This window comes from Paramagnetospirillum caucaseum, from assembly GCF_000342045.1.
GTDB lineage: Bacteria > Pseudomonadota > Alphaproteobacteria > Rhodospirillales > Magnetospirillaceae > Phaeospirillum > Phaeospirillum caucaseum.
In genome coordinates, this window is record NZ_AONQ01000016.1 from 18,081 (window position 1) to 37,746 (window position 19,666).

At 66.2% G+C, this 19,666-nt stretch carries 16 protein-coding genes; 1 reads left to right on the forward strand and 15 read right to left on the reverse strand.

Translation table 11 applies throughout. From position 1 onward, the window contains the following. The first annotated feature begins 7 nt into the window (after positions 1-7). Complete coding sequence (locus tag H261_RS07655) at positions 8-1,120, forward strand: radical SAM/SPASM domain-containing protein (protein WP_008616128.1); 1,113 nt, start codon at positions 8-10, stop codon at positions 1,118-1,120. Here H261_RS07655 and H261_RS24745 read toward each other — a convergent pair. The 15 genes from H261_RS24745 to H261_RS07725 all read right to left on the reverse strand — a co-directional run bounded on the left by H261_RS24745 (position 1,020) and on the right by H261_RS07725 (position 19,660). After that, on the reverse strand, positions 1,020-2,453 hold the full coding sequence (locus H261_RS24745; RefSeq protein ID WP_152426765.1) for a hypothetical protein: 1,434 nt from the start codon (positions 2,451-2,453) through the stop codon (positions 1,020-1,022). The two genes, H261_RS07655 and H261_RS24745, sit on opposite strands and share 101 nt — an antisense overlap. 21 nt (positions 2,454-2,474) lie before the next feature. After that, complete coding sequence (cysC, locus tag H261_RS07660; protein WP_008616132.1) at positions 2,475-4,376, reverse strand: adenylyl-sulfate kinase; 1,902 nt, start codon at positions 4,374-4,376, stop codon at positions 2,475-2,477. Continuing rightward, positions 4,376-5,272 (reverse strand): sulfate adenylyltransferase subunit CysD, encoded by an 897-nt coding sequence (gene cysD / locus H261_RS07665; protein ID WP_008616134.1) that lies wholly within the window; start codon positions 5,270-5,272, stop codon positions 4,376-4,378. Before cysD ends, cysC begins: the two co-directional genes overlap by 1 nt. Further along, complete coding sequence (locus tag H261_RS23275) at positions 5,269-6,486, reverse strand: O-antigen ligase family protein (RefSeq protein WP_161625013.1); 1,218 nt, start codon at positions 6,484-6,486, stop codon at positions 5,269-5,271. Before H261_RS23275 ends, cysD begins: the two co-directional genes overlap by 4 nt. Positions 6,487-6,530: 44 nt before the next feature. Continuing rightward, positions 6,531-6,770: a glycosyltransferase gene (locus H261_RS07675; RefSeq protein ID WP_008616145.1), complete on the reverse strand. Its 240-nt coding sequence runs from the start codon at positions 6,768-6,770 to the stop codon at positions 6,531-6,533. 76 nt (positions 6,771-6,846) lie between these two features. Beyond that, positions 6,847-8,547, reverse strand: a complete 1,701-nt coding sequence (locus H261_RS07680; RefSeq protein WP_008616147.1) for a heparinase II/III domain-containing protein — start codon at positions 8,545-8,547, stop codon at positions 6,847-6,849. Continuing rightward, positions 8,544-10,136, reverse strand: coding sequence for a hypothetical protein (locus H261_RS07685; protein ID WP_152426766.1), 1,593 nt, complete (start codon positions 10,134-10,136; stop codon positions 8,544-8,546). Before H261_RS07685 ends, H261_RS07680 begins: the two co-directional genes overlap by 4 nt. 10 nt (positions 10,137-10,146) lie before the next feature. Then, positions 10,147-10,908: a class I SAM-dependent methyltransferase gene (locus H261_RS07690; RefSeq protein WP_161625014.1), complete on the reverse strand. Its 762-nt coding sequence runs from the start codon at positions 10,906-10,908 to the stop codon at positions 10,147-10,149. A 30-nt stretch (positions 10,909-10,938) separates the two neighbouring features. After that, positions 10,939-12,855 carry a glycosyltransferase family 39 protein gene (locus H261_RS07695; RefSeq protein ID WP_008616153.1) on the reverse strand — a complete coding sequence of 639 codons (1,917 nt, stop codon included), beginning with the start codon at positions 12,853-12,855 and terminating at the stop codon, positions 10,939-10,941. Between the two features lie 2 nt (positions 12,856-12,857). Beyond that, positions 12,858-13,826: a glycosyltransferase family 2 protein gene (locus H261_RS07700; RefSeq protein WP_008616155.1), complete on the reverse strand. Its 969-nt coding sequence runs from the start codon at positions 13,824-13,826 to the stop codon at positions 12,858-12,860. Further along, complete coding sequence (asnB, locus tag H261_RS07705; RefSeq protein ID WP_008616156.1) at positions 13,819-15,711, reverse strand: asparagine synthase (glutamine-hydrolyzing); 1,893 nt, start codon at positions 15,709-15,711, stop codon at positions 13,819-13,821. The genes H261_RS07700 and asnB overlap by 8 nt, the downstream gene beginning before the upstream one ends. A 2-nt stretch (positions 15,712-15,713) precedes the next feature. Further along, positions 15,714-17,639 carry an ArnT family glycosyltransferase gene (locus tag H261_RS07710; protein WP_152426767.1) on the reverse strand — a complete coding sequence of 642 codons (1,926 nt, stop codon included), beginning with the start codon at positions 17,637-17,639 and terminating at the stop codon, positions 15,714-15,716. Positions 17,640-17,778: 139 nt separating this feature from the next. Then, positions 17,779-18,456 carry a class I SAM-dependent methyltransferase gene (locus H261_RS07715; protein WP_008616158.1) on the reverse strand — a complete coding sequence of 226 codons (678 nt, stop codon included), beginning with the start codon at positions 18,454-18,456 and terminating at the stop codon, positions 17,779-17,781. Beyond that, positions 18,453-18,707 (reverse strand): hypothetical protein, encoded by a 255-nt coding sequence (locus H261_RS07720; RefSeq protein WP_008616159.1) that lies wholly within the window; start codon positions 18,705-18,707, stop codon positions 18,453-18,455. The genes H261_RS07715 and H261_RS07720 overlap by 4 nt, the downstream gene beginning before the upstream one ends. Continuing rightward, positions 18,707-19,660: a phosphoglycerate dehydrogenase gene (locus tag H261_RS07725; protein WP_008616160.1), complete on the reverse strand. Its 954-nt coding sequence runs from the start codon at positions 19,658-19,660 to the stop codon at positions 18,707-18,709. The genes H261_RS07720 and H261_RS07725 overlap by 1 nt, the downstream gene beginning before the upstream one ends. Positions 19,661-19,666 lie beyond the last annotated feature (6 nt).

Genomic DNA, 19,666 nt, shown 5'->3' on the forward strand with positions numbered 1-19,666 from the left:
CCCGTCGATGCTGAAGACCCTCAAGCGATCCCTGGGGTGGCGGCTTCTGCTGGAAGGCAACCGCCTGCTGGGCCGCTCGTGGGCGCCCTCGCCGCGCCGGGCCATCTTCATCGAACCCACGTCGACCTGCAATCTGGGCTGCCGCTTCTGCACCTATGAGATGGAATTGCGACCGCGCCAGACCATGGATCTGGAGATGTTCGAATCCTTCGCCATCCAGGCGGAACGGATGGGATTCTCCCAGGTCTACCTGACACCGCAGACCGGCGACGTGTTCATGGACAAGGGCCTGGAAGAGAAACTGGCGGTTCTTGAAGGCCTGCCCGGCATCCAGGGCGTCGGGTTCTTCACCAATTTCGTTGCGGCAACACCCGAACGTCTGGCCGGGCTTAGGCTCTTCTCCAAGGTCAGCGGCATCCAGATCAGCCTTTATGGCGCCGACGAAGCGGGTTTCTTGGCGATCACCCGCCGTACGGCCAGCCAGTTCCAGCGCCTGCTCGCCAATCTCGATGCCTTGATCGCCCTGCTGCCCGATTGGCCTGGGCTGCTGCCTGGGCTGACGCTGCGGGTTGGAGATTCCTTCCGTCTCGACGGCTGGACCGGTCCGCTGGCCGAACGGGTGCTGCATCTGCGCGACCGCTTGGGCGTGACGCTCAATACCGATACCGATTACGACGATTGGTGTGGCCGGATCACCGAAGCCCATGTGGAGGGGCTGGACATCACCATCCGCCAGGGACGCCCGGTCTACAACCGGGGGGCCTGCATCAAGGCGCTGGGCCAGCCGCTGATCCGTGTCAACGGCCAGGTGGATGCCTGCGCCTCGCGCGATACCATGGACATGCTGGTGCTGGGTGACCTGAAGGTCGAACCGCTGGCCACCATCCTGTCGTGGGACAATCCCCGCTATAGCTCGCTGCTGGAGGGCATGGACAGGGGGGATTTTCCCAAGGTCTGCCGCGACTGCGCCGTCTACCGTTCGGTCTACGATCCGCGCTGGGCCGAGGGACGCAGCGACGTCATGAGCCTGGGGCAGGCCCTGGATCTGATGAGCGGGCCGTCCGGGCCGACAGCCAGTGGAACAGCAATGCCGGGCCGATCAGGCAAAGCGCCACCTTGACGGCGTTTCCAAGGTAAAGGGTGGAATGCTGGTCGAAATCCACCATCCAGCCGGTCATGGCGAGGATGGATGTGGCGAGTGCGGGGGGACCGCGCCTCGCCGCCAAGGCCAGCCCGGCTAGGCCAGCCACCACGACGGCGCCGAACACCAGAAGCATCGGCTTGCCCCCGTGCAACAGCGGCTCCCCCAACAACGTTATGGATGCGGAATGATGGCTTCTGGCCAGGTCTTGGGGCGGGAACAGGCAATAATCGACGGCATAGGCTCCACCCTGGGAATAGTCCGGCTTGTCGGGCCAGATCTGGCGCGGAACGAGAATTCCGAACAGGTAACCGGGATCAGGCGGATTGCGCCCCTCCATGCTGGCCAAGCTGGCGGCATTGGCCGCACTGGTCAGGCAGAACATGGTTTCCGCCTGCCGCAGAGCAACCTTGCTTCTCAGGCTGCGGAACGCCCCCTCCACCGGATTGTTGATGCCGTAATTTCCGCGTTGGAAGCCAATCAGGGCGACACTGGCCATGCAGAGAATTGCCACGGCCATCAGCAGCCAAAGGCCTTGGCGGAGTGTCCGCAGGCGTTGGCAGGAAACCAGGATCAGGCACGAGGGCAGCACCAGGGCCAATGGCTTTATCCCGTCCCCGATGAATTCCACCCAGGACACCAATGTCACACCGGCAAGAAGCAGCGCGCCACCGGGTAATCCCGCCGCCCACCACCGAGCGGCCTGGGCGATGGCGAAGGCCGCTAGCGGCAGCAAGAGGAAGGCAAGCTGTTTGCCCACCTCTCCCGCCGGGGCGTCCCCGCCCTTGATCAGACGGTGGGTAGCGAGCACAACCGCAATCATGCCGAGCAAGGCCAGAATTTCGGTCTTTCGCGGGAGTGGCGGCGTATTTGCTGCCACGCCCGGAAGGCCGGCGATCACGGTGGAGGCTGCGAGCAGGCAAAGCGCGAACTGGACGACTATCAGCTCCACCGCCGAACCATAGGCAAGGACAACATTCATGACGACGAGGATGTCAGTCGCTTGAGCTCGCCTAGCATATTCGGTCGCATAGACCATGGGATCGTCAATGGGTGCGGCGCCCCCCAGGGTCTCCACCATCACGGCTCCGGCGATGGAATAGAACACAAGGATGAGGTTTGGCAGGATGAATAAGGCGGAACTCAGGACAAGCCCGTTGCCTTTACGCCATTGTACGACGGTGAGAAGGCCCAGGATTGCCAGGGCCAATGCCCGCACCAGCCAGGGCGACACCGGCCAAAGCAGCGGTGTGGCCAGGAGGACAAGAACAACCGCCATTACGAGAAGGAAGGAAGATCTATTCTTGGTCATGTCACTTCCGGACCGGGGCGATCAGCCAGCAATGATGCCCTTCATGCGCAGCAAGGTCACCACAGAATCGGCCAGGGCCATGGGACTGGAGGCCTGGGCATCGAGGCGCAATTCAGGGCTCTCCGGCGGCTCGTAGGGGGAATCCACCCCGGTGAAGTGCTGCAACTGCCCGGCACGGGCCTTGCGGTAGAGCCCCTTGGAATCGCGCTGCTCGCAGACGGCCAGGGGCGCATCAACAAAGATCTCGACCATCTCGCCCGGGTCCAGCATCTCTCGCACCATGGCGCGGTCCGCCTTGAACGGCGAGATGAAGGCGGCCAGCACGATCAGTCCGGCATCGACGAACAGGCTGCCCACCTCACCGACCCGGCGAATGTTTTCCACCCGGTCCTCGTCGGTGAAGCCCAGGTCCCTGTTCAGGCCGTGGCGGAGATTGTCGCCGTCCAGCAGATAGGTATGGTGGCCCATGGCGTGCAATTGCTTTTCCACCAGATCGGCGATGGTGGACTTTCCCGATCCCGACAAACCGGTAAACCACAGAAGGCAGGCCTTGTGGCCCTTCAGGGTGGCATGGGCCGGCTTGTCCACGGTGAGGGCCTGCCAGTGGATGTTCTGGGCGCGGCGCAGCGCGAAGTCGATCATGCCGCAGGCCACAGTGGCGTTGGTCACCTTGTCGATCAGGATGAAGCCGCCCAGGCCGTGCCCGCGCCCATAGGGCTCGAACGGCACCCGCTGATCCAGTGCCAGGGTGCAGACTGATACGTCGTTGAGGCCGAGGCGGGTGGCCGCCAGCTTCTCCAGAGTATTGACGTTGACCACATGTTTGATGTGGGTGATGCGGCAATTGGCGGTGCGGGTGCCCAGGCGCAGCAGGTAAGAGCGTCCGGGCAGCATGGGCTGTTCGGCCATCCACACCACATGGGCGGAGAACTGATCGGACGAGGCCGGGCGGTCATCGACCGCCGCCAGCACGTCGCCGCGCGAGATATCGACATCGTCGGCCAGGGTGACGGTCACCGCCTGTCCGGCGCTTGCTTCGTCCAGCGCGCGGGCGCCGCAAAATACGCCGGTCACTTTGCTGGTGCGTCCCGCCGGCTCGACGCTGATCTCCTGTCCGATCCGAATGCGACCGGCGGCGATGGTTCCGGCATAGCCGCGGAAATTCTGGTCCGGGCGGATGACGGTCTGTACCGGCAGGCGCAACGGCCTACGGGCCTCGGGCCGCGGAGGCTCGGCGGTCTCCAGGAAGGGGAGCAAGGCGGGGCCGCGATACCAGGGCGTTTCGACCACCGGAGCCAGCAGATTAGCGCCGGTCACCGCCGAGACGGGAATGGCGGTGATCCGCTCCAGACCCACCGAGGCGGCGAAACCGGCGAATTCGGCGGCGATGGCGTCGAACACGACCTGGGAATAGCCCACCAGGTCCATCTTGTTGACGGCCAGCACCACCTCGCGGATACCGGTCAGCGCCACCAGATAGGCGTGGCGTCGGGTCTGGGCCAGGACGCCCTTGCGGGCATCGACCAGCAGCACCGCCAGTTCCGCGGTGGAGGCACCGGTCACCATGTTGCGGGTGTACTGCTCATGGCCGGGGGTATCGGCGACGATGAAATTCCGCCGTTCGGTGCCGAAATAGCGGTAGGCAACGTCAATGGTGATGCCCTGCTCGCGTTCGGCCTGCAGGCCGTCCACCAGCAGCGAAAAGTCCAGTCCGCCGCCCGGCATGGTGCGGCGGCTGTCGCGTTCCAGTGTCGCCAACTGGTCGTCGGTCAGGCTGCCGGAATCGTGCAGGATGCGGCCGATCAGGGTGCTCTTGCCGTCGTCGACGCTGCCGCAGGTAAGGAAGCGGAGCAACGCGCGGTCCTGGATGTGGTCGAGATGATCGGAGAACGCCCGGGCGTCCATCTGGGTGAGATCGATCATCAGAAGTAGCCTTCCTGCTTCTTTCTTTCCATGGAACCGGCCTGATCGTGGTCGATGATGCGGCCCTGGCGCTCGCTGGTGCGGCTGGTCATCATTTCGCGGATCACCTCTTCCAGCGTGGTCGCCGAGGATTCCACGGCACCGGTTAAAGGCCAGCAGCCGAGCGTGCGGAAACGCACGCGCAGGTTTTCCACCGTTTCGCCCGGCTTGAAATCCATGCGATCATCATCAACCATCAGCAGATTGCCGTCGCGGCGGACGATGGGACGCTCGGCGGCGAAATAGAGGGGCACCACCGGGATGCCCTCGCGCCGGATGTAGAGCCAGACGTCCAGCTCGGTCCAGTTGGACAGCGGGAAGACACGGATGCTCTCGCCCGGGGCCACCCGTCCGTTGTACAGGCTCCACAACTCGGGGCGCTGGGTCTTGGGGTCCCAGCGGTGCTGGGCGTTGCGGAACGAGAAGACCCGCTCCTTGGCGCGGCTTTTTTCCTCGTCGCGGCGTGCGCCCCCGAAGGCAGCATCGAAGCCGTATTTATCCAGGGCCTGCTTCAGGGCCTCGGTCTTCATCACGTCGGTGTGCACCGCCGAGCCGTGGCTGAACGGCCCGACCCTCGCCTGCACCCCCTCTTCGTTGACATGGGTGATCAGGTCCAGGCCCAACTCACGGGCGCGTTGATCGCGGAAGGCGATCATCTCGCGGAACTTCCAGGTGGTATCCACATGCATCAGCGGAAAGGGTGGCTTGGCCGGGTAAAACGCCTTCATGGCCAGATGCAGCATCACCGCGCTGTCCTTGCCGATGGAGTACAGCATCACCGGGTTGCGGGCCTGGGCGGCCGCATCGCGGATGATATGGATGCTTTCGGCTTCCAGGTGGTCGAGATGGACGGTCATGGGATATCTCGTTGCTTCAGGCCTGACAAGGTGAAAGCGGCGATGAACCATAGGCCGGCTTGCCACCAGCTCTGCCATATGCCGTAGGACGTTGTGCCGATGGTCAAGGCCGCGCAATAGATGCCGCAAGCAATAGCACGACCGGTTCGGTCCGCTGAGTCCAGCCGATCGATCCCGGCCAGCACCCGGACTAGGAATGCTCCCGCCAGCAATGCGCCAAAGACCCCCAGCTCCAGCCAGATTTGCAGTATCCCGTTGTGGGGATGCAGCGGCAACATGGACTCGGTAATGCCCAAACGAGGCTGGCCATTGTCGAAGGTACGCCACAACTGTACCTCGTCATCGGCGCCGGGCAACTGACGCGATGCCTCCATCCCCCAGCCAATAATCGGCTTCTCAGCGATATGGCTCCCAGTGAAGCCCCAAATGGTTGTTCGGTGGTGGGACGACAGCGGTAGCCACGTCCAATGCTGGAAGGTGTAGTGAGGTGAGGGCATATTGGCGGCGCCGATGGGCGCGACGATCCACAGCGCAGCCACTGCTGCTATCACGAGGTGGATGCCGCGTCGTGGCCATGCCATCACGATTGCGCCGGCGGCAAGCCCCGTGAGGGCGGCCAGGCGGGTGGACAGGCTGTCGCTGCTGAACATGGCAAGCAGCGCAATCGCCGATACAACCAGCGGCCAACGCGGCTTGCTATGGCGGAACTGGGCCATGCAGGTCGCGGTGCAGAGGATCAAGATGGTAGCGCCGCGATTGAGCGGGCTTTTGATACCAACCAGAGGGCGATGTTTCGCCTTGGCGATCAGGGAGGAAATGCCCCGGTCGGTGAGGTACTCGGCGGTGAGCAGCGCGGCCCCTGCCAAACTCCCGGCCATCAGGTACCAAGCCAGTCGCCGCCGATCCTTCTGGTCAAGGTCGAGGGCGGCGGCAACCAGGATCAAGCCTCCGATGGTGGATAGCGCCTGCTTGGCCGCTCCCGCCAAGGCTTCGCGGGGGTCGATGGCCCACAGGGCCGACACCGCGGCCCAAACGGCCAGCAGCAGCGGTAGCCAAAGTACGGCGGCGGGCAGGTTGCCCCAACTTCTCTCGCGAATGACCAGCGGAAGGCAGGCCAGGGCGGCAACGGCGCCCAGAGGGGCCAGGCCCAGCGGCGCAAAGATACCGACCAAAGGCAGCAGAAGCGCCGATACCGCTAGGGCTGTCGCGGCCAAGCTGTGAGGTGTCATAGCCTTCACGTCTCTGGCTTTTGGGGCGGTCAGGGAAACAGATTGTAGCGGGAGCCGAACACCACGTCGGCGCGTCCGTCCAGGATGGGGCCCCGCAGCTTGGGATAGTCGTTGGGGCTGTATTCCGGATCGGCGTCCTGAACGAGAACGATATCGCCCTCGAGGCCCGACCCTTTGCGGTTGGCGGCCAATAGGTGTCCGACGATGGTTTCTAGGGTCCGTTCCTCGTTGTAGCAGGGAATGACCGCCGAAAGCGTTTTGAAATCCATCGGAACCCTTGGCGATCACTGTGGACGAAGGCTTGCTTCTATAGGCTTCCATCCTGGTTTTGGCAAGGCGGCTCGATCAGACCGCCGTCACCGAGATCCTGCCGTTCCAAGGAAGCCCAGACCGTGTGTGGACAAGGATGGCGAAGCAGGATGCCGCCCGGCCATAGGCGGACCAATACGTCATCCCTTCCAGCGTAAACGGCGCGTCGGCGGTCATCAGCAACCGTCCGACCGGGGTGGTGATCATCACGCCCTTTTCCTCCAGGCGGGCCGGGAACGGGGTCACCAGCCGCCGGGTGATCCGGTGCATGCCGTGTCCGTCGAGGCTATCGCTGATCTCCAGCCGGCCTCCGGCGAAGATCCAGGACCGCCCGGCCTCGGACACGCCCTGGGCGCGAAAACCCTGGTGCGAGAGTTTGACGACATCTCCCGCCTTGGCCAGGCAAGGCGCAGCCCTGCCCAGGCGGCGGCGAAAATCGGCGTCGTAATAGGGACGGTTGGGGGGGTAGGGATCGGCGCCGTCCACCTGAAGCAGGCCATGGACCTCCGCCGAGCGGTAGCGGGCCGCCTCGCCTGTTTCGCCATAGGCCCCGCGCCCCGGATCGATGAAGACGGGCTGGCCGCGCCAATGCAGTTCGGCGGCGCCCAGATCCTGGTGGGCATGACCGGGCATGGCGGGCCAGCCCTGCGGCGAGGCGTGCCACAGGCCGCTCCATGGGCCGAAATCACCCCGCACCCAGCCCTCGGCCCGTAGCAGGCCCGGATCGGATGAAGGCGCTCCGTCGCGCATGGCCGTGACCGCCACCCGTTCCTCACCGGACAGCCAGGCGCCCCAGCCTTGCTCGAGCCCGCCGCCGGGCAGCAATCCGTCCAGGAATTCAGGGGGGCAGTCCGGGGAAATGTCGCCCACCAGCGGCAGTCCGCCGGGCAAGGCCAGATGGGGCAGGATTCCCAGACCCCGCAGGACGATGGCTTCCAGCTGGGCCGCCTCGGGCCGTCCATGCCGGCTTGCGGCCAGTTGGCACGACAGGTAGTTGCGGGTGAGCAGCAGATGGTAATGGCTGGATTGTTCGTTGAGGATGCCGGAGGGGCCGAACAGCCGTCCGGCCTCCGTCAGCAGGATGGCAAGGCCCAGCTTGGCGCAACGCTCCCAGCCGAGCGCCAGTCCGATCAGGTATAGGCCGCGACCGTTGTTGGCCAGATGGTTGCCGGTGTAATGCTGGCCGAAATACTCGAGGCGGGCGGCGATGGCCGGCGGGTGAGCCGCCAGCAGGGCGCCGGCACCCGGCGGCAGGGGGTGATGGCGGCTGTAATCCAGCAGGTTGGCGGCGCGCTCGGCGGCGGTGTAGGGATGCCAGGCCCAGGACTCGTCCGGTCGCCCATGGCGCTCCGCCCAACAGGCGAACAGACGCGCTACCCAGGCGGGGTTGGCCGAGGGGCCCAGCAGGGGCAGCCAGGCAAAGCGATGCACCGCCAATCTGGTCTCAAGGTCGGCCCAGTCCTGGAACAAGGCGGCCTCGCCGCCCGGCTCCAGGGCCAGGGTCGCCCCCGGAAGGGTGAGGGCGAGCGGCCCCTGGGGCAGGGGTTGCGGGGCCTCGGTCAGAGTGACGGGCGGCGCAGTCCCCAGATCGAAGGCGCCGTCATCGAGATAGGGTGGCCGGTGAGGAGTAAAGGGCGGTGCTCCACTGGTGCGGCCCAGCACCCGCTCCAACAGCCAGCGGCGCAAGGCAGGGTCGTCGGCCAGTTGCCGCACCTTGCGGCGCAGGGCGCCGATCATGGCGTTCCCCCCGTCAGCCACTGGCGCCATGCTGCGGTCCCGGCGGGGATGAAGACATCGCTTTCGGCCAGCCCCGCCACCGGACGGGCCATGACCACCGCCTCGGCCAGCCCCTCTGCGTCGGCGGCGGGAACCGGCGGTCGGTCGGGCAGGATATCGTTGGCCAGAATCCCTTCCGGCAGGAAACGCACTACCGGCAGCCCGGCCAGCAGCGCTTCCAGCCCCACGGTGGTGGCGGCAAAGACCACGGCTCTCACCGCTCCAACTTGAGGCAGAGAGCCGGATGCAGCCTCCATGCCGGGTTCCGGCTTAAAGCCCACGGGGGTCATGGGGTGCTCGCGCACCAGCACGCGATGATCGGCGGCGCCCAGACGGCGTCCGGCGGCGATCATCTGGCGCGCGATATCCGTCTGGGCGGGCAAGGCCAGGAACACCGGACCGGCGGGGTCGAAGGGGAGCGGCGCGGCGGGAGCGAAGCGCCAGACTCCGCCGATGACCAGATGGGAGGCGGGAATGCCCCACTCCGCCAATCGTCGGGCGGCGGCGGGACCGACGGCGCTGATGCGGTCGGGCAGTTCGAGGGCCGGATCATTCAGGGAATGGGCGGCGTGGTTCAATTCGTGGCGACCGATGGTGGCGTGCTGGCACCCGATCGTGGCGATGCCGCGCCGGCGGCAGGCCGCCGCGAAATCGCGCTCCCAGCCGTGATTCTCCCACGGCCAAGCGACGACCGCAGGCTTGGCGGCGTCCAGCCATCGCCTTTGGCAATGGATCTGCCAGCGGATCATCGCCGCTTGTCCTCCCCCGCTTTCCAGGGCTGCGGCCCGACGCAGCAGCCATGAGTGGGGCCCGTGGCAGCGGGGCCGCCAGCGGGCGGACCACAGCCGTGTCAGGGCGTAGAGCGGTGAGCCGAAGCCATGCAGCGACAGGGTGCGGCCCCCGTCCTCGAGCGCCCGTGCCCGCTCCGGCAGGCAATCCACGTGCAGCATGCGGCCCAGGGACGGGATGTTCTGCATCAGGGGGCCGAAATAGGCGTCGAAGCCGTCGGTCCGGCTGGCGGGATGGCCATAGACCAGCAGGACCGGCGTTCCCGGTCGGGTCAGACGGCGCTGTCGTCGCAGTGCGATTGCGGCCATGGCCATGCGCAGGCCGACGCGCAGCCTGGACGCTAGGCCACGCAGGGCCAAAAGGTACTCACGGCGGTGTAGTGGCGGTGGCTCTCCCTCGGCCCGTACACCGGGCAGGGCCGCAAGATGGCGAAAAAGCCATGGATCGTCGCAGACCACCGCGACATCCTCGCTGCCGGCGGCCAGATCGCCAACCACCAGGGTCCAGGCCAGCATCAGGCCGAGATCGGAGATGGTTCCGGCGGCGCTGGGGGCATGGGCAAGCCGGGCATCCCCGCTTTGCCCGAGAGTGCGGGCCAGATCCAGCCAGACAGGGGCAGCCCGCTCGAAGGCGGCATCCAGGGCGGCAGCCATGCCGGGCAGACGGCGTGCCGGATCGGCAAGTGCCGGTGTTGCTGCTGCACACCAGCGCCGTCCACCGATTGTCGCGGTCGCCGTGGACGTCACCAGCAGGACCGGCATGACGCGACTCCTACCCAGCTTTCCGCTGCGCCACTAGCAGCAGATTCTTGCCGAAGGGTGGGCGGATCAATGTTTCGATGGTGCGGGTGATCGGAATCCCGATCCGGTCGTAGAGGGCGATCTGCTTGGGGTTGAATTCGATCTTGCCCAGCCAGCGGTTCATTACCAGCCAGGGTAGAACCCCCAAAAGGTCGAAATAGCGGTTCTCCAGGACCGTCATCCCCGCCTTTTCCATCAACTCGGCCAGCCCGGGGCGCTGATAGCGGCGGAAGTGGCCGTAGAATCGGTCCAGTTCGCTGAATAGGAACATCATGGCGGGAACGAAGATCACCAATTTCCCGCCTGGCCGCAGGGCTTGCCGGATGGAGTTGACCACGGCGAGGTCGTCCTCGATGTGCTCGAGCACGTTGATCATCACCACGGTGTCCAGGCTTGCCGCCTCGGCCTTGACCGACCATTCCTCGCACATGCGCGGAATCACCGTGATGCGCTCTTCTCCCGTGAAGCGGGCCTGCAGGTGGGCGAACAGCGGGGGCGAGGGCTCGACCACGTCGATATGCCGGACGGTCGGAAGACGCAGCAGATCGGCGGTGAACGACCCGATGCCAGCCCCAATCTCGGCCACCTGCCCCTGGACGTGGGGAGAGATGGCGTCGACGATCCAGGTTCGATAGCGATGAAGACTGGCAAGAATCTCCAGATCCTCGCCGCTGTACTCCGGCGGCGGCGGAAAGGTCAGATCGTCATCGTCGAGGGGGCCCACATGGGTCATGATCGGTTCCTGCATCACACGCGCCGGTTCTTAGCGGATTTTCCCATTGCCCGCCATATCCGGCTGACAGTGGATCTTGAACACATGCAATGGGATGGTGGCTCCCATCCCGCCCAGGGTGCGTGATTCGATCAGCCGCCCGTCCAGCACCGTCACCGTTTCGGCCAGCCCGAGAGCTCTCAGCTGGTCCATCCGCTTTTTCAGGACAGAGGCATCGGACCCGTCACCGAGGCGGCCACCGACGGCCAACACATGGGTTCCGCCGGCCCGGCACAGTCCAGCGAGAAAACGCCGGATCTCGTCACCGGCGGGACTGAGGTCGACCAGGGCCTGATTAGTGGGGTGGGCGTTGTAATAGGGCACGGTGAGCAGATAGTTGAGGAAGCGCGAATCGTGGATCACTCGCGCCTCACTCCCCAGATTGGTGTTGATCCAACGCACGGCGTCGTAATAGGAGACCGATTGTGCAAGCCGTTGGTCGCGGGAAGCCCCCTTCCACAGGTCGCGGGCGAAGCGTTGGGCATAGATTGCTTGTCCGGCCAGTTGCAGGCCGATGGCCAGGATGAAGGCTGCAATTATCGCCTGGCGCGCCGGGCGATTGCGGGTCAGCCGTTCGGCCGCCACCGAGGCGGCCAGCAGCAGTACCGGCAGAATCGGCAGGAAATGGCGAATCCGTTGGGAGGCGCCCAGGAAGAACCACAGGCCGCCGAACACCAGCGCCACGGCCAGCATGCGCCAGAGAATCCGGGCCCCGGGCGTATCCCGCCTTGTCCACGCGGCCCCCAGCGCCAGGGGCAACAGTGCCATGGGCAGGGCGCCCAGGCCGACTCTCGCCGAATCCAGGGCAGGTGGTGGCGTGAAGGTGGCCAGGAAGGGATAGACCAGCAAGGACCAGGGTGTGCGCGAAAGGGCCAGTTCCCCCTCGTTCCAGGTCCGCTTGTGCCAGGCATGGAACTCCAGGGGCCACACGGACGGGTCGGAAGGGGGCAGCCAGGGGCGGAGCGTCGGGAACAGCGGGTCGCCCATATGGAGCCAGTTCCAGCCGTACCATTGGAAACCGGCCAGCAGGGCGGTCGCAGTGAAAACCAGGGCCAACCGCCAGCGCCATGCCGGCAACAGCAGAACGAGTCCTAGGGCTACGGCGAACAGCAACCCGGTATACTTGCTGGCGACGAAAAATCCAGCGGCCACCCCGGCGACGGCGGCGTGGCGCACGCAGCCCCGTTCCACGGCACGGGCGGCGGCCAGGGCACCGATGATCACCAGCAGTCCCAGCTTGACTTCCACCTGCCCGGATCCCGCGCCATAGATGGTGGCGGGCAGGGTGGCGAAGGCCAGGGCGGTCATGGCCGACCAGTTGCGGTTCAGCCAGATTCGGGCCAAAGCGTAAAGGACCAGGACCATGCCCGCCGACAGGGTGGCGGCCCAGGCGGTCATCATGATCTCGCCGCCCAGGGTGAAGGCGGCGGTATAATGCATTTGAGTCAGGAGGGGAACGGCACCGTCGATGGCACGGGCGACGAACACGATCCGCCCTGCTTGGGCGAAGTCGCGGGCCAGGGCAAAATGATAGGCCAGGGAATCGGCATCAGTCGGCGGGCTGATCGCTTCCAGCGCCAGCATGGCGGCAGATCCGGCTGCCGCGAGAATCAGCAGGGGATGCAACCTGCCGCCCTCGGTCAGGGACGGGGCGGAATCGGTTTGGCTTAGCAGCAGGCAGCCAACCATTCCAGCCAGCAATCCACCGGCAACCATTCCGGCATTCAGGTGGCCCGAGGTGCCGATCCAGAACATCAACCAGCCCCAGATCCCCTGACCCAGGGCGAAGGACCAAGCCAGCGCCTCGGCTTGGCGTAGGTTACGGATCAGTCCCAGCAGGCGAAGTGCGATGGCTCCCCAGCCCAGGCAGCCCGCCAGCAACAGGGGAAGGCCAAGGGCAGCGGTCATGCTCACTGTCCCGCCAAGGTCAGAAGCCGTGCGGCCATGGTGTCGAACTGGACGAGATAGCCGAGGAAAACCCCCACGACCCAGAACCACAGGGCCATGGCCGATGTGTGGGGAAAGGCGGCGAAGGTCTCGGGGATCAATCGGCTGGCGGCACCCAGCGCCGCCCAGGGGCGTTTTTGTCCGCGCAGGGCGTTGGCTGCCTCGTAATGGATCACCGCCAGCCGCTGGGCCGCCACCAGCCATGGGTGGACGGCGCGGCCCGTCAGGGCGCTCCGGTTACGCTCCAGCACCGCCAGGGAGCACCGGCGGCGACGCTCCACGTTGGCGGTGATGCCCTGGGGATTGCTGTGATAGCGGGTCAGCGCCCCGGCAAAGACCGTGAAGCTCCCCTTGGCCGCCAGACGCAGCCATAGGTCGTAATCCTGGGCGGCCCGCAGGGAGATTTCGAACCCGCCTGCCGCCACCACCGCGTCACGGCGCGCCACCACCGTCGAGGTGGCGACGAATCCGCGCAGGAACAGGGCAGAGAAAGGATCGGCGGCGGCCCGGAAATGGCGGGCGCAGTCGAACACCACGCTGCTTCCATCCGGTGACAGCACTTCCATGTCATGGGAGGCGAACAGCAGCTCGGTTGCCTCGAGATGGGACAGGCTGGCAGCCAGCTTGCCCGGCAGCCACTCGTCATCGGCGTCGAGAAAGGCCAGCCAGCACCCCTCGGCCTGGGCAATGGCGGCATTGCGGGCGGCACCCGCGCCGGCATTGTCCTGGCGCAGCACGCTCAGCCGGGTATCGCCGAACAGCGGGCGGCAGGCTTCGGCGGCCTCGAAGGTGGCGTCGTCCGAGCCGTCATCGACGACGATGACCTGCCGGGGGAGGCGTGTCTGGGCCGCGATGGAGGCCAGGGCGCGACCGATGGTGCCGGCATTGCGGTAGGCGGGAATGATGACGCTGACGTCGGTGGTCTCAGCCATCGACGAAAGCCTCCAGACCGCCCTGGGGGGCAGCGGCAAGGCGGTTTTCGCCATGGATGAGGATGGTCAGCTCCAGCATCAGCAAAGCATAGACCCGGTGGGCATGGCGGGAGGGGTCGGCCAGCAGCCGCTGAATGCCGGCGGCACTCCACCAGCCACGCTCCAGCGCCCGGCGCGAGGTCAGCAGGCGCCGGGCCGGTTCCGCCAGTCCGGCCCGCAGCCAGCTCGGCACCGGTGAGGCGAAACCCTGCTTGGGCGCGTCCAGGATTTCCGGCGGCAGGAAGGGCGCGGCCATGGCGCGCTCCAGTCCCTTCTGGCGTCCGCCCGGAGTCCGGATGTCCGGCGGCACAGCCAGGGCGGCCTCCACCAGCCGGTGGTCGAGGAAGGGAACCCGGCCCTCGACACTGGCGGCCATGCTGGTGCGGTCCAGCAGGGTCAGCAGGTCCTCGGGCAGGTAGGTCATCAGGTCGGCGTACAGCATGCCGGACTGGCGCGGGCCGTGGAAATTGCCGAAATGGGCGGCCTGGGCGGGTGGCGGCGGGACCATGCGATTGCCGACCAGGGCGCGGATGGGCGGCGGAAACAAGGTGGAATGGTCGTGGAGATAGGCGCCGGGATCGCCGGCGAATTTCTCCGACCGCGCCAGGCGCCAGGCGGTCATGGGGTCGATCAGCCCGGCCAGCGGCTCGGCCAGGCCTCGGCGCAGGACTTGGGGCAGCCGCAGATAGCGGGCCTCGACCGGCAGCTGGAAGTAACGGCCATAGCCGGCGAACAGCTCGTCGCCGCCGGTGCCGTTCAGGGCCACCCGCACCTCGTGCCCCAGCACGTCCTCGATCAGCTGGTTGGGCAGCAGGCTGGCGTCGGAGAGTGGCTCGTCGCAGGCCCAGGCCAGCCGGGGCAGGTGGGCGGCCACGTCCGTCATGGACAGGTCGAAGCAGGTATGGCGGGTGCCGTAGCGCGCCGCCACCAGCGCGGCCAGCGGGCTCTCATCCGCCGGGGCGCCCTGGAAGCGGACGGTGTAGGTGTTGAGCGGACGGTCCAGCCGCCGCGCCGCCAGGGCCACCAGAAGGCCGGAATCGATTCCGCCGGACAGCAGGGCGCCCAGCGGCACGTCCGAACGCAATTGCAGCCCGACGGCATCATCGAGCAAGGCGGTCAGGTGTTCACGGATGGCATCCGCCCCGTCCGGCAGGTCCGCTGCGGGAGCGGGACGCCAATAACGCTCCAGCCGGAGGGCGCCATCGGCCTCCACGGTCAGGCGATGGCCGGGGGGCAGCTTGTGGATGCCCTGCCACAAGGTGTCCGGGGCGGGCACCCAGCCATGGGCGAGATAGCTGGAAACGGCAACCTCGCACACCCGTGGCTCGACCAGGCCGGAAGCGAACAGCGCCTTGACCTCGGAGGCGAACACGATGCCGCCGCCCGCCAGACGGCTCCAATAGAGCGGCTTGATGCCTAAGCGGTCGCGCACCAGCACCAGCCGGTGCGGTTCGGGCTCGTAGAGGGCAAGGGCGTACATGCCGTTGAGGGCGTGGACAAAATCCGCACCCAGGGAATCGGCCAGGGGCAGGACCGGCTCCATGTCGCCCTTGGTCTGGAAGGCGTAACCGGCGCAGTCCGGGCGGCGGCGCAGTTCCTGGTAATTGTAGATCTCGCCGTTGCCCATCAGGACCCGACGCCCGCCGGCCTCGACGATGGGCTGGCCGCCCGTGTCCAGATCGATGATGGCCAGGCGGGCGAAGCCGCACTGGTAACGGCGGTCAGGCGAGGTCCAGGTGCCGGTGCCGTCGGGACCGCGATGGCGCATGGCCGTCAGCATGGCGGCAATATCCGCGTCACGGGGGGCAGTCTCGCGGGGCAGGAACAGTCCGGCCAGTCCGCACATGATCAGCCTCCCGCACGCAAACGGCGGCGCAGGGCCTCGCGGATTTCCACCCCGTCGTAGACATCGGCGAATTTGTCGGAAAACAGGGGCTGTACACTGTCGAGAGCCGGAACGATATGCTTCGCGATGCGGTCACCCGAGAGAACGGCCGTCCGCATTTCCGCGCGGGCGTCGGCATTGCGTCGGTTCTCGAAGCGTGATTGCACGATGACATAGCGGATGTCGGCCTCGTCCAGCTTGGCCAGGAACTCCGCCGTCGAATAGGTGGGTAGCTTCCCGGTCATCCAGGCCTTTTCCTCGCCCGGCAGCCAGATCACCGCCGAGGTCGTCGGGCAGGTGGCGAAATGCGGCTGCAGCATGCTGAGATAGCGTTGGCCCGGCTGCAGACGCTCGGTCAGATATTTGCAGGCCAGGTAGTGGCTGCCGTCCATGGTCGGGGTCGTGGTCAGATAGGTCTCGACGCTTTGCAAGCCGAGGGCCACCGGCAGTCGAAGCACGGTATAGATGCCGACGAACATGGACTGGGTGGCCGCCAGGACCAGGAAGAGGGTCGCCAGTCCCAGACGGAGGGGACGCGACGCTCCCGCCTCTTCCCACAGTGACGCGGCGCCCAGGGCGGCCAGGCCGGCCAGCAGCGGGAACAGTGGCGCCAGAAACCGCACCTGCTGGGAAATCAGGTGGAACCAGCCAAGGTAGAAGCCCAGCGCGACCGCCACGGCCGGAACGACATCGCGCGCCCGACGGCGCCCCAGAAAGGCGAAGGGAACCAGGGCCAGGAGGTAGGGGGCGCCGAGAATGACACCGTCGAAATTCCGGAGGGGATCAACGGAGAACGCCCAGGGTGCCTCCAGGTGGGACAGCAGATCACGTCCGACGCCGTACTGCTCCCTGGCGTCTTCCATGAAGGCGGGGCCCCCTTTGTTGAAGACGGGATTGAGCAGGGGAAACAGCGGGTTGCCGGTCATGGCCAGATTGCGCGCCAGATGCGGGACGAAGATCGCCAGCGTCACCAGAGGCCCGGTCAGCCAAGGGCCGATCTTCATCCGTCGCCGGAACAGATCCCAGAGCATGATGGGAGCAAAGGCACCTGCATAGAGCAGGGATGTGTATTTGACGTGGAAGGCTCCGGCCAGCATCAGGCCGAACAGGCAGGCCAGGCCGTAACCGCCTTGGCGGCGAAGCAGCATGTAGGCCAGCAGCGCACCGCCGCAATACAAGGCTTGGGCCACTTCGACCTCAAGCGTGGCCATCTCCCAGACGACGACGCGGACGCTAAGGAACATCAGGGCCGCGGCCAATGCCGTCTTCCGACCGCCGCCCAGCCGCCGGGCCAGGGCCGCCGTCATCATGGCGGCGCCCAACCCCAGCAGGCCGTGCATCATCTGAGCAGCGCCGGTGCCGGAAAAGACCAGGGCGAAGCGCGCCAGATTCTCCACCAGGATGGGGAAAAAGTTCCGGTTGTGCCAACCCCAGGCGATCTCCATCCATCCCTTCGCCACGTCGTAAAGCGGGATGGACAGGTGGTACATCAAGCTGTCGTAGTCGTTGGGCGGTGCCAGACCCTGGAGCAGGGCTGACAGAGCGATGCCCAGGATCAGCACCCAGAGCAATGCTTCGAACCGATGGCCTGCGGATCCCCTGACCGAGGCAGTGACAAGCCCGCGCCACGCAGCCCAGGGCATGGCCCGCAGACCCGGTATGGCCCCCAGGATGAAGGCACCCGCCACCAGCCCCATGCCCAGCGGGTCCAGCCGCCAATGCCCCACGGCGAAGACCGCCAGATGGAGGCCCAGCGCGGCCACGGCCAGGCCGAAAGCCAGGCGCTCCAGATCGTTCAGCACCGCGTCACGGTCGAGCTTCGTTACGACGGTCCAACCGCAACCGGTCAGGATGACGCCTACAGCAAGGATGAAAAGGAATGCCGTCATGGACCTATTCCTAAAAACCGGCCCATCACGGCGAGCTTGCCCACAAAATAAGATTGGGATTTGGCGAAGTAGGCAAGGTTCACCGAGGCCATCCAGGCGATACCGGCCACGGCGATCCAGGAAGGTTTGTCATGATTTCTCATCGTTCCACGCACCAGACGTTGGTCATCACACCGTCCACTGGCACCGAGGCCGAGGCCGAGGCCGGGTGGAGATAGCCGTAATGGCTGGTCCGCCGGGCGCCGGGGGTCAGGCGGCGCACCGTCTCCAGCGCTTCGGCGGAATTGATCAGGACATAGGGCAGGGTAGTGGAGGCGTAACGTTCATCCTTGCCGCCGAAATCCATGCGAAAGTACGAGCGGGCCTTGTCCTCGATGGTCGGGCCTTCCGTCTCGCGCAGATCCATCAGCAGACAGCCGGCGGTATGGGACCACGCCTGGGCAATGGTCCGGCGCCAGCCCTCGTGCAGATGCAGGATGCCGAGAACCAGGACTAAGTCGAAGGTTTCGTCGCCCAGGCAGGCCCAATCGGCGTCCTCGGTGATGGTCTGGAAGGTATGGCCGGGATGACGGGCGCGGGCGCGCTCGATCATGGCGGGATTGATGTCGATACCGGTATAGCGGAAGTCCTTCAGGTGCTCGGCCAGGACCGAGGCGAACCCGCCCTGGGCGCAGCCCACGTCCAGGACCCGCATCCCTTCCCGCATGCGGTCCTTGAGGAAGAACCACTCCGAGGCGTAGACCTGCCCCGTGTTGGACCGTTCCGTGTCGAAGAAGTCGAGAACCCCGTCAAGGCCCCAGGCATCGGCGTTGTTCATTCGTCCTCCCCGGCCTCTAATTCCCGCACCCGTCTGGCCGCCAGAGCATATTTCAGCGCCTCGATCTCTACCAGACCCTCCAGGACGGCGATCCGCTCGACCGCCTCCACTCCGCGAGCCGCCTCTATCACCCGGATGGCGTAATCGGGCTTGAGACCCAGTTTGGCCAGCCGCCGCGCCAGGGTCAGGACCAGCCGGTCCTTGTCCGCCAGCATCGTTTCTGAATCGATATGATCATAGGGATTGCTCATCAGCCTTGACCCGCGAAATCCAGGGGGTCGCGTCCGGCGTCCAGGCCGGCGATGGCGGCGCGGCCCATGGCCAGCACAGCCTCCTCGGCGGAACCGCCGATATGGGGGAGCGCCAGCATGTTGGGCAGGCGAAGGAGTTCGAGGTCGGTGGGTGGCTCCTCGGCGAAGACGTCGAAGGCGGCCCCGGCCAGATGGCCGCTCATCAGCAGGTGCTTGAGGGCGACCTCGTCGACCAATCCACCACGGGCCAGATTCAGCAAAATCGCCCCCTCACGCATGGACGCCAGCTTTTCCGCCGTCATCATCCCTCGGGTCGAGGCATCGAGCGGCAGGTGCAGGGTGACGATATCGGCGCGGGCCAGCAACTCGCCGAGGCTCACCGGTCGCACCCCGTGGGCGGCGTAGAAGTCCGGGAAATCCTTGATGTCATGGGCCAGCACCGTGCAGCCGAAGGCGCGCAGCAAGATAGCGAGGTCCTTGCCCACATGGCCGCAGCCGACGATGCCCACCACTCTTTCCGACAATTGCCGACCCATCAGCTGGCGCCACTGGCCGCCTCGAACCAGGGTGTTGGCCTCGGGCACATGGCGCAGAAGGGCGATGGCGGCGCAGATGGTCAGTTCGGCCACCGAACGGCGGTTGACGCCGCCGGTCCAGCCCAGGCGTTTGTCCAGCCGGCTCATGGCCGCCAGGTCGATCATGTCGAGGCCGACGCCGTACTTGCCCACCACCTTCAGCCCGGGAAGGCGCGACAACACGCTCTCGTCGAGCTTTTCCAGGGCGGTGATGGCCTTGGCGTGACCGTCCAGGAAAGTCACCAGGGCGTCGCCGGACAGCGACAGCCCCGCATCATTGAACGTTACGATCTCGTATCGGCTCATCAGTTCCGCCCGCAGGACCGGATGGCGGGAGAACGAGCGGGATGCCACGGCAACGCGGTCGGTGCGGTTCATCAATCC

What these genes read in the sequence shown, in the direction of transcription:
- H261_RS07690 (WP_161625014.1), bottom strand. Translation starts at nt 10,908, where the DNA reads ATGACCCATGTGGGCCCCCTCGACGATGACGATCTGACCTTTCCGCCG.
- H261_RS07680 (WP_008616147.1), bottom strand. Translation starts at nt 8,547, where the DNA reads ATGATCGGCGCCCTGCGCCGCAAGGTGCGGCAACTGGCCGACGACCCT.
- H261_RS07695 (WP_008616153.1), bottom strand. Translation starts at nt 12,855, where the DNA reads ATGACCGCTGCCCTTGGCCTTCCCCTGTTGCTGGCGGGCTGCCTGGGC.
- H261_RS07700 (WP_008616155.1), bottom strand. Translation starts at nt 13,826, where the DNA reads ATGGCTGAGACCACCGACGTCAGCGTCATCATTCCCGCCTACCGCAAT.
- H261_RS07685 (WP_152426766.1), bottom strand. Translation starts at nt 10,136, where the DNA reads ATGCCGGTCCTGCTGGTGACGTCCACGGCGACCGCGACAATCGGTGGA.
- cysC (WP_008616132.1), bottom strand. Translation starts at nt 4,376, where the DNA reads ATGATCGATCTCACCCAGATGGACGCCCGGGCGTTCTCCGATCATCTC.
- H261_RS07710 (WP_152426767.1), bottom strand. Translation starts at nt 17,639, where the DNA reads ATGACGGCATTCCTTTTCATCCTTGCTGTAGGCGTCATCCTGACCGGT.
- H261_RS07655 (WP_008616128.1), top strand. Translation starts at nt 8, where the DNA reads ATGCTGAAGACCCTCAAGCGATCCCTGGGGTGGCGGCTTCTGCTGGAA.
- cysD (WP_008616134.1), bottom strand. Translation starts at nt 5,272, where the DNA reads ATGACCGTCCATCTCGACCACCTGGAAGCCGAAAGCATCCATATCATC.
- H261_RS24745 (WP_152426765.1), bottom strand. Translation starts at nt 2,453, where the DNA reads ATGACCAAGAATAGATCTTCCTTCCTTCTCGTAATGGCGGTTGTTCTT.
- asnB (WP_008616156.1), bottom strand. Translation starts at nt 15,711, where the DNA reads ATGTGCGGACTGGCCGGACTGTTCCTGCCCCGCGAGACTGCCCCCCGT.
- H261_RS07675 (WP_008616145.1), bottom strand. Translation starts at nt 6,770, where the DNA reads ATGGATTTCAAAACGCTTTCGGCGGTCATTCCCTGCTACAACGAGGAA.
- H261_RS07715 (WP_008616158.1), bottom strand. Translation starts at nt 18,456, where the DNA reads ATGAACAACGCCGATGCCTGGGGCCTTGACGGGGTTCTCGACTTCTTC.
- H261_RS07725 (WP_008616160.1), bottom strand. Translation starts at nt 19,660, where the DNA reads ATGAACCGCACCGACCGCGTTGCCGTGGCATCCCGCTCGTTCTCCCGC.
- H261_RS07720 (WP_008616159.1), bottom strand. Translation starts at nt 18,707, where the DNA reads ATGAGCAATCCCTATGATCATATCGATTCAGAAACGATGCTGGCGGAC.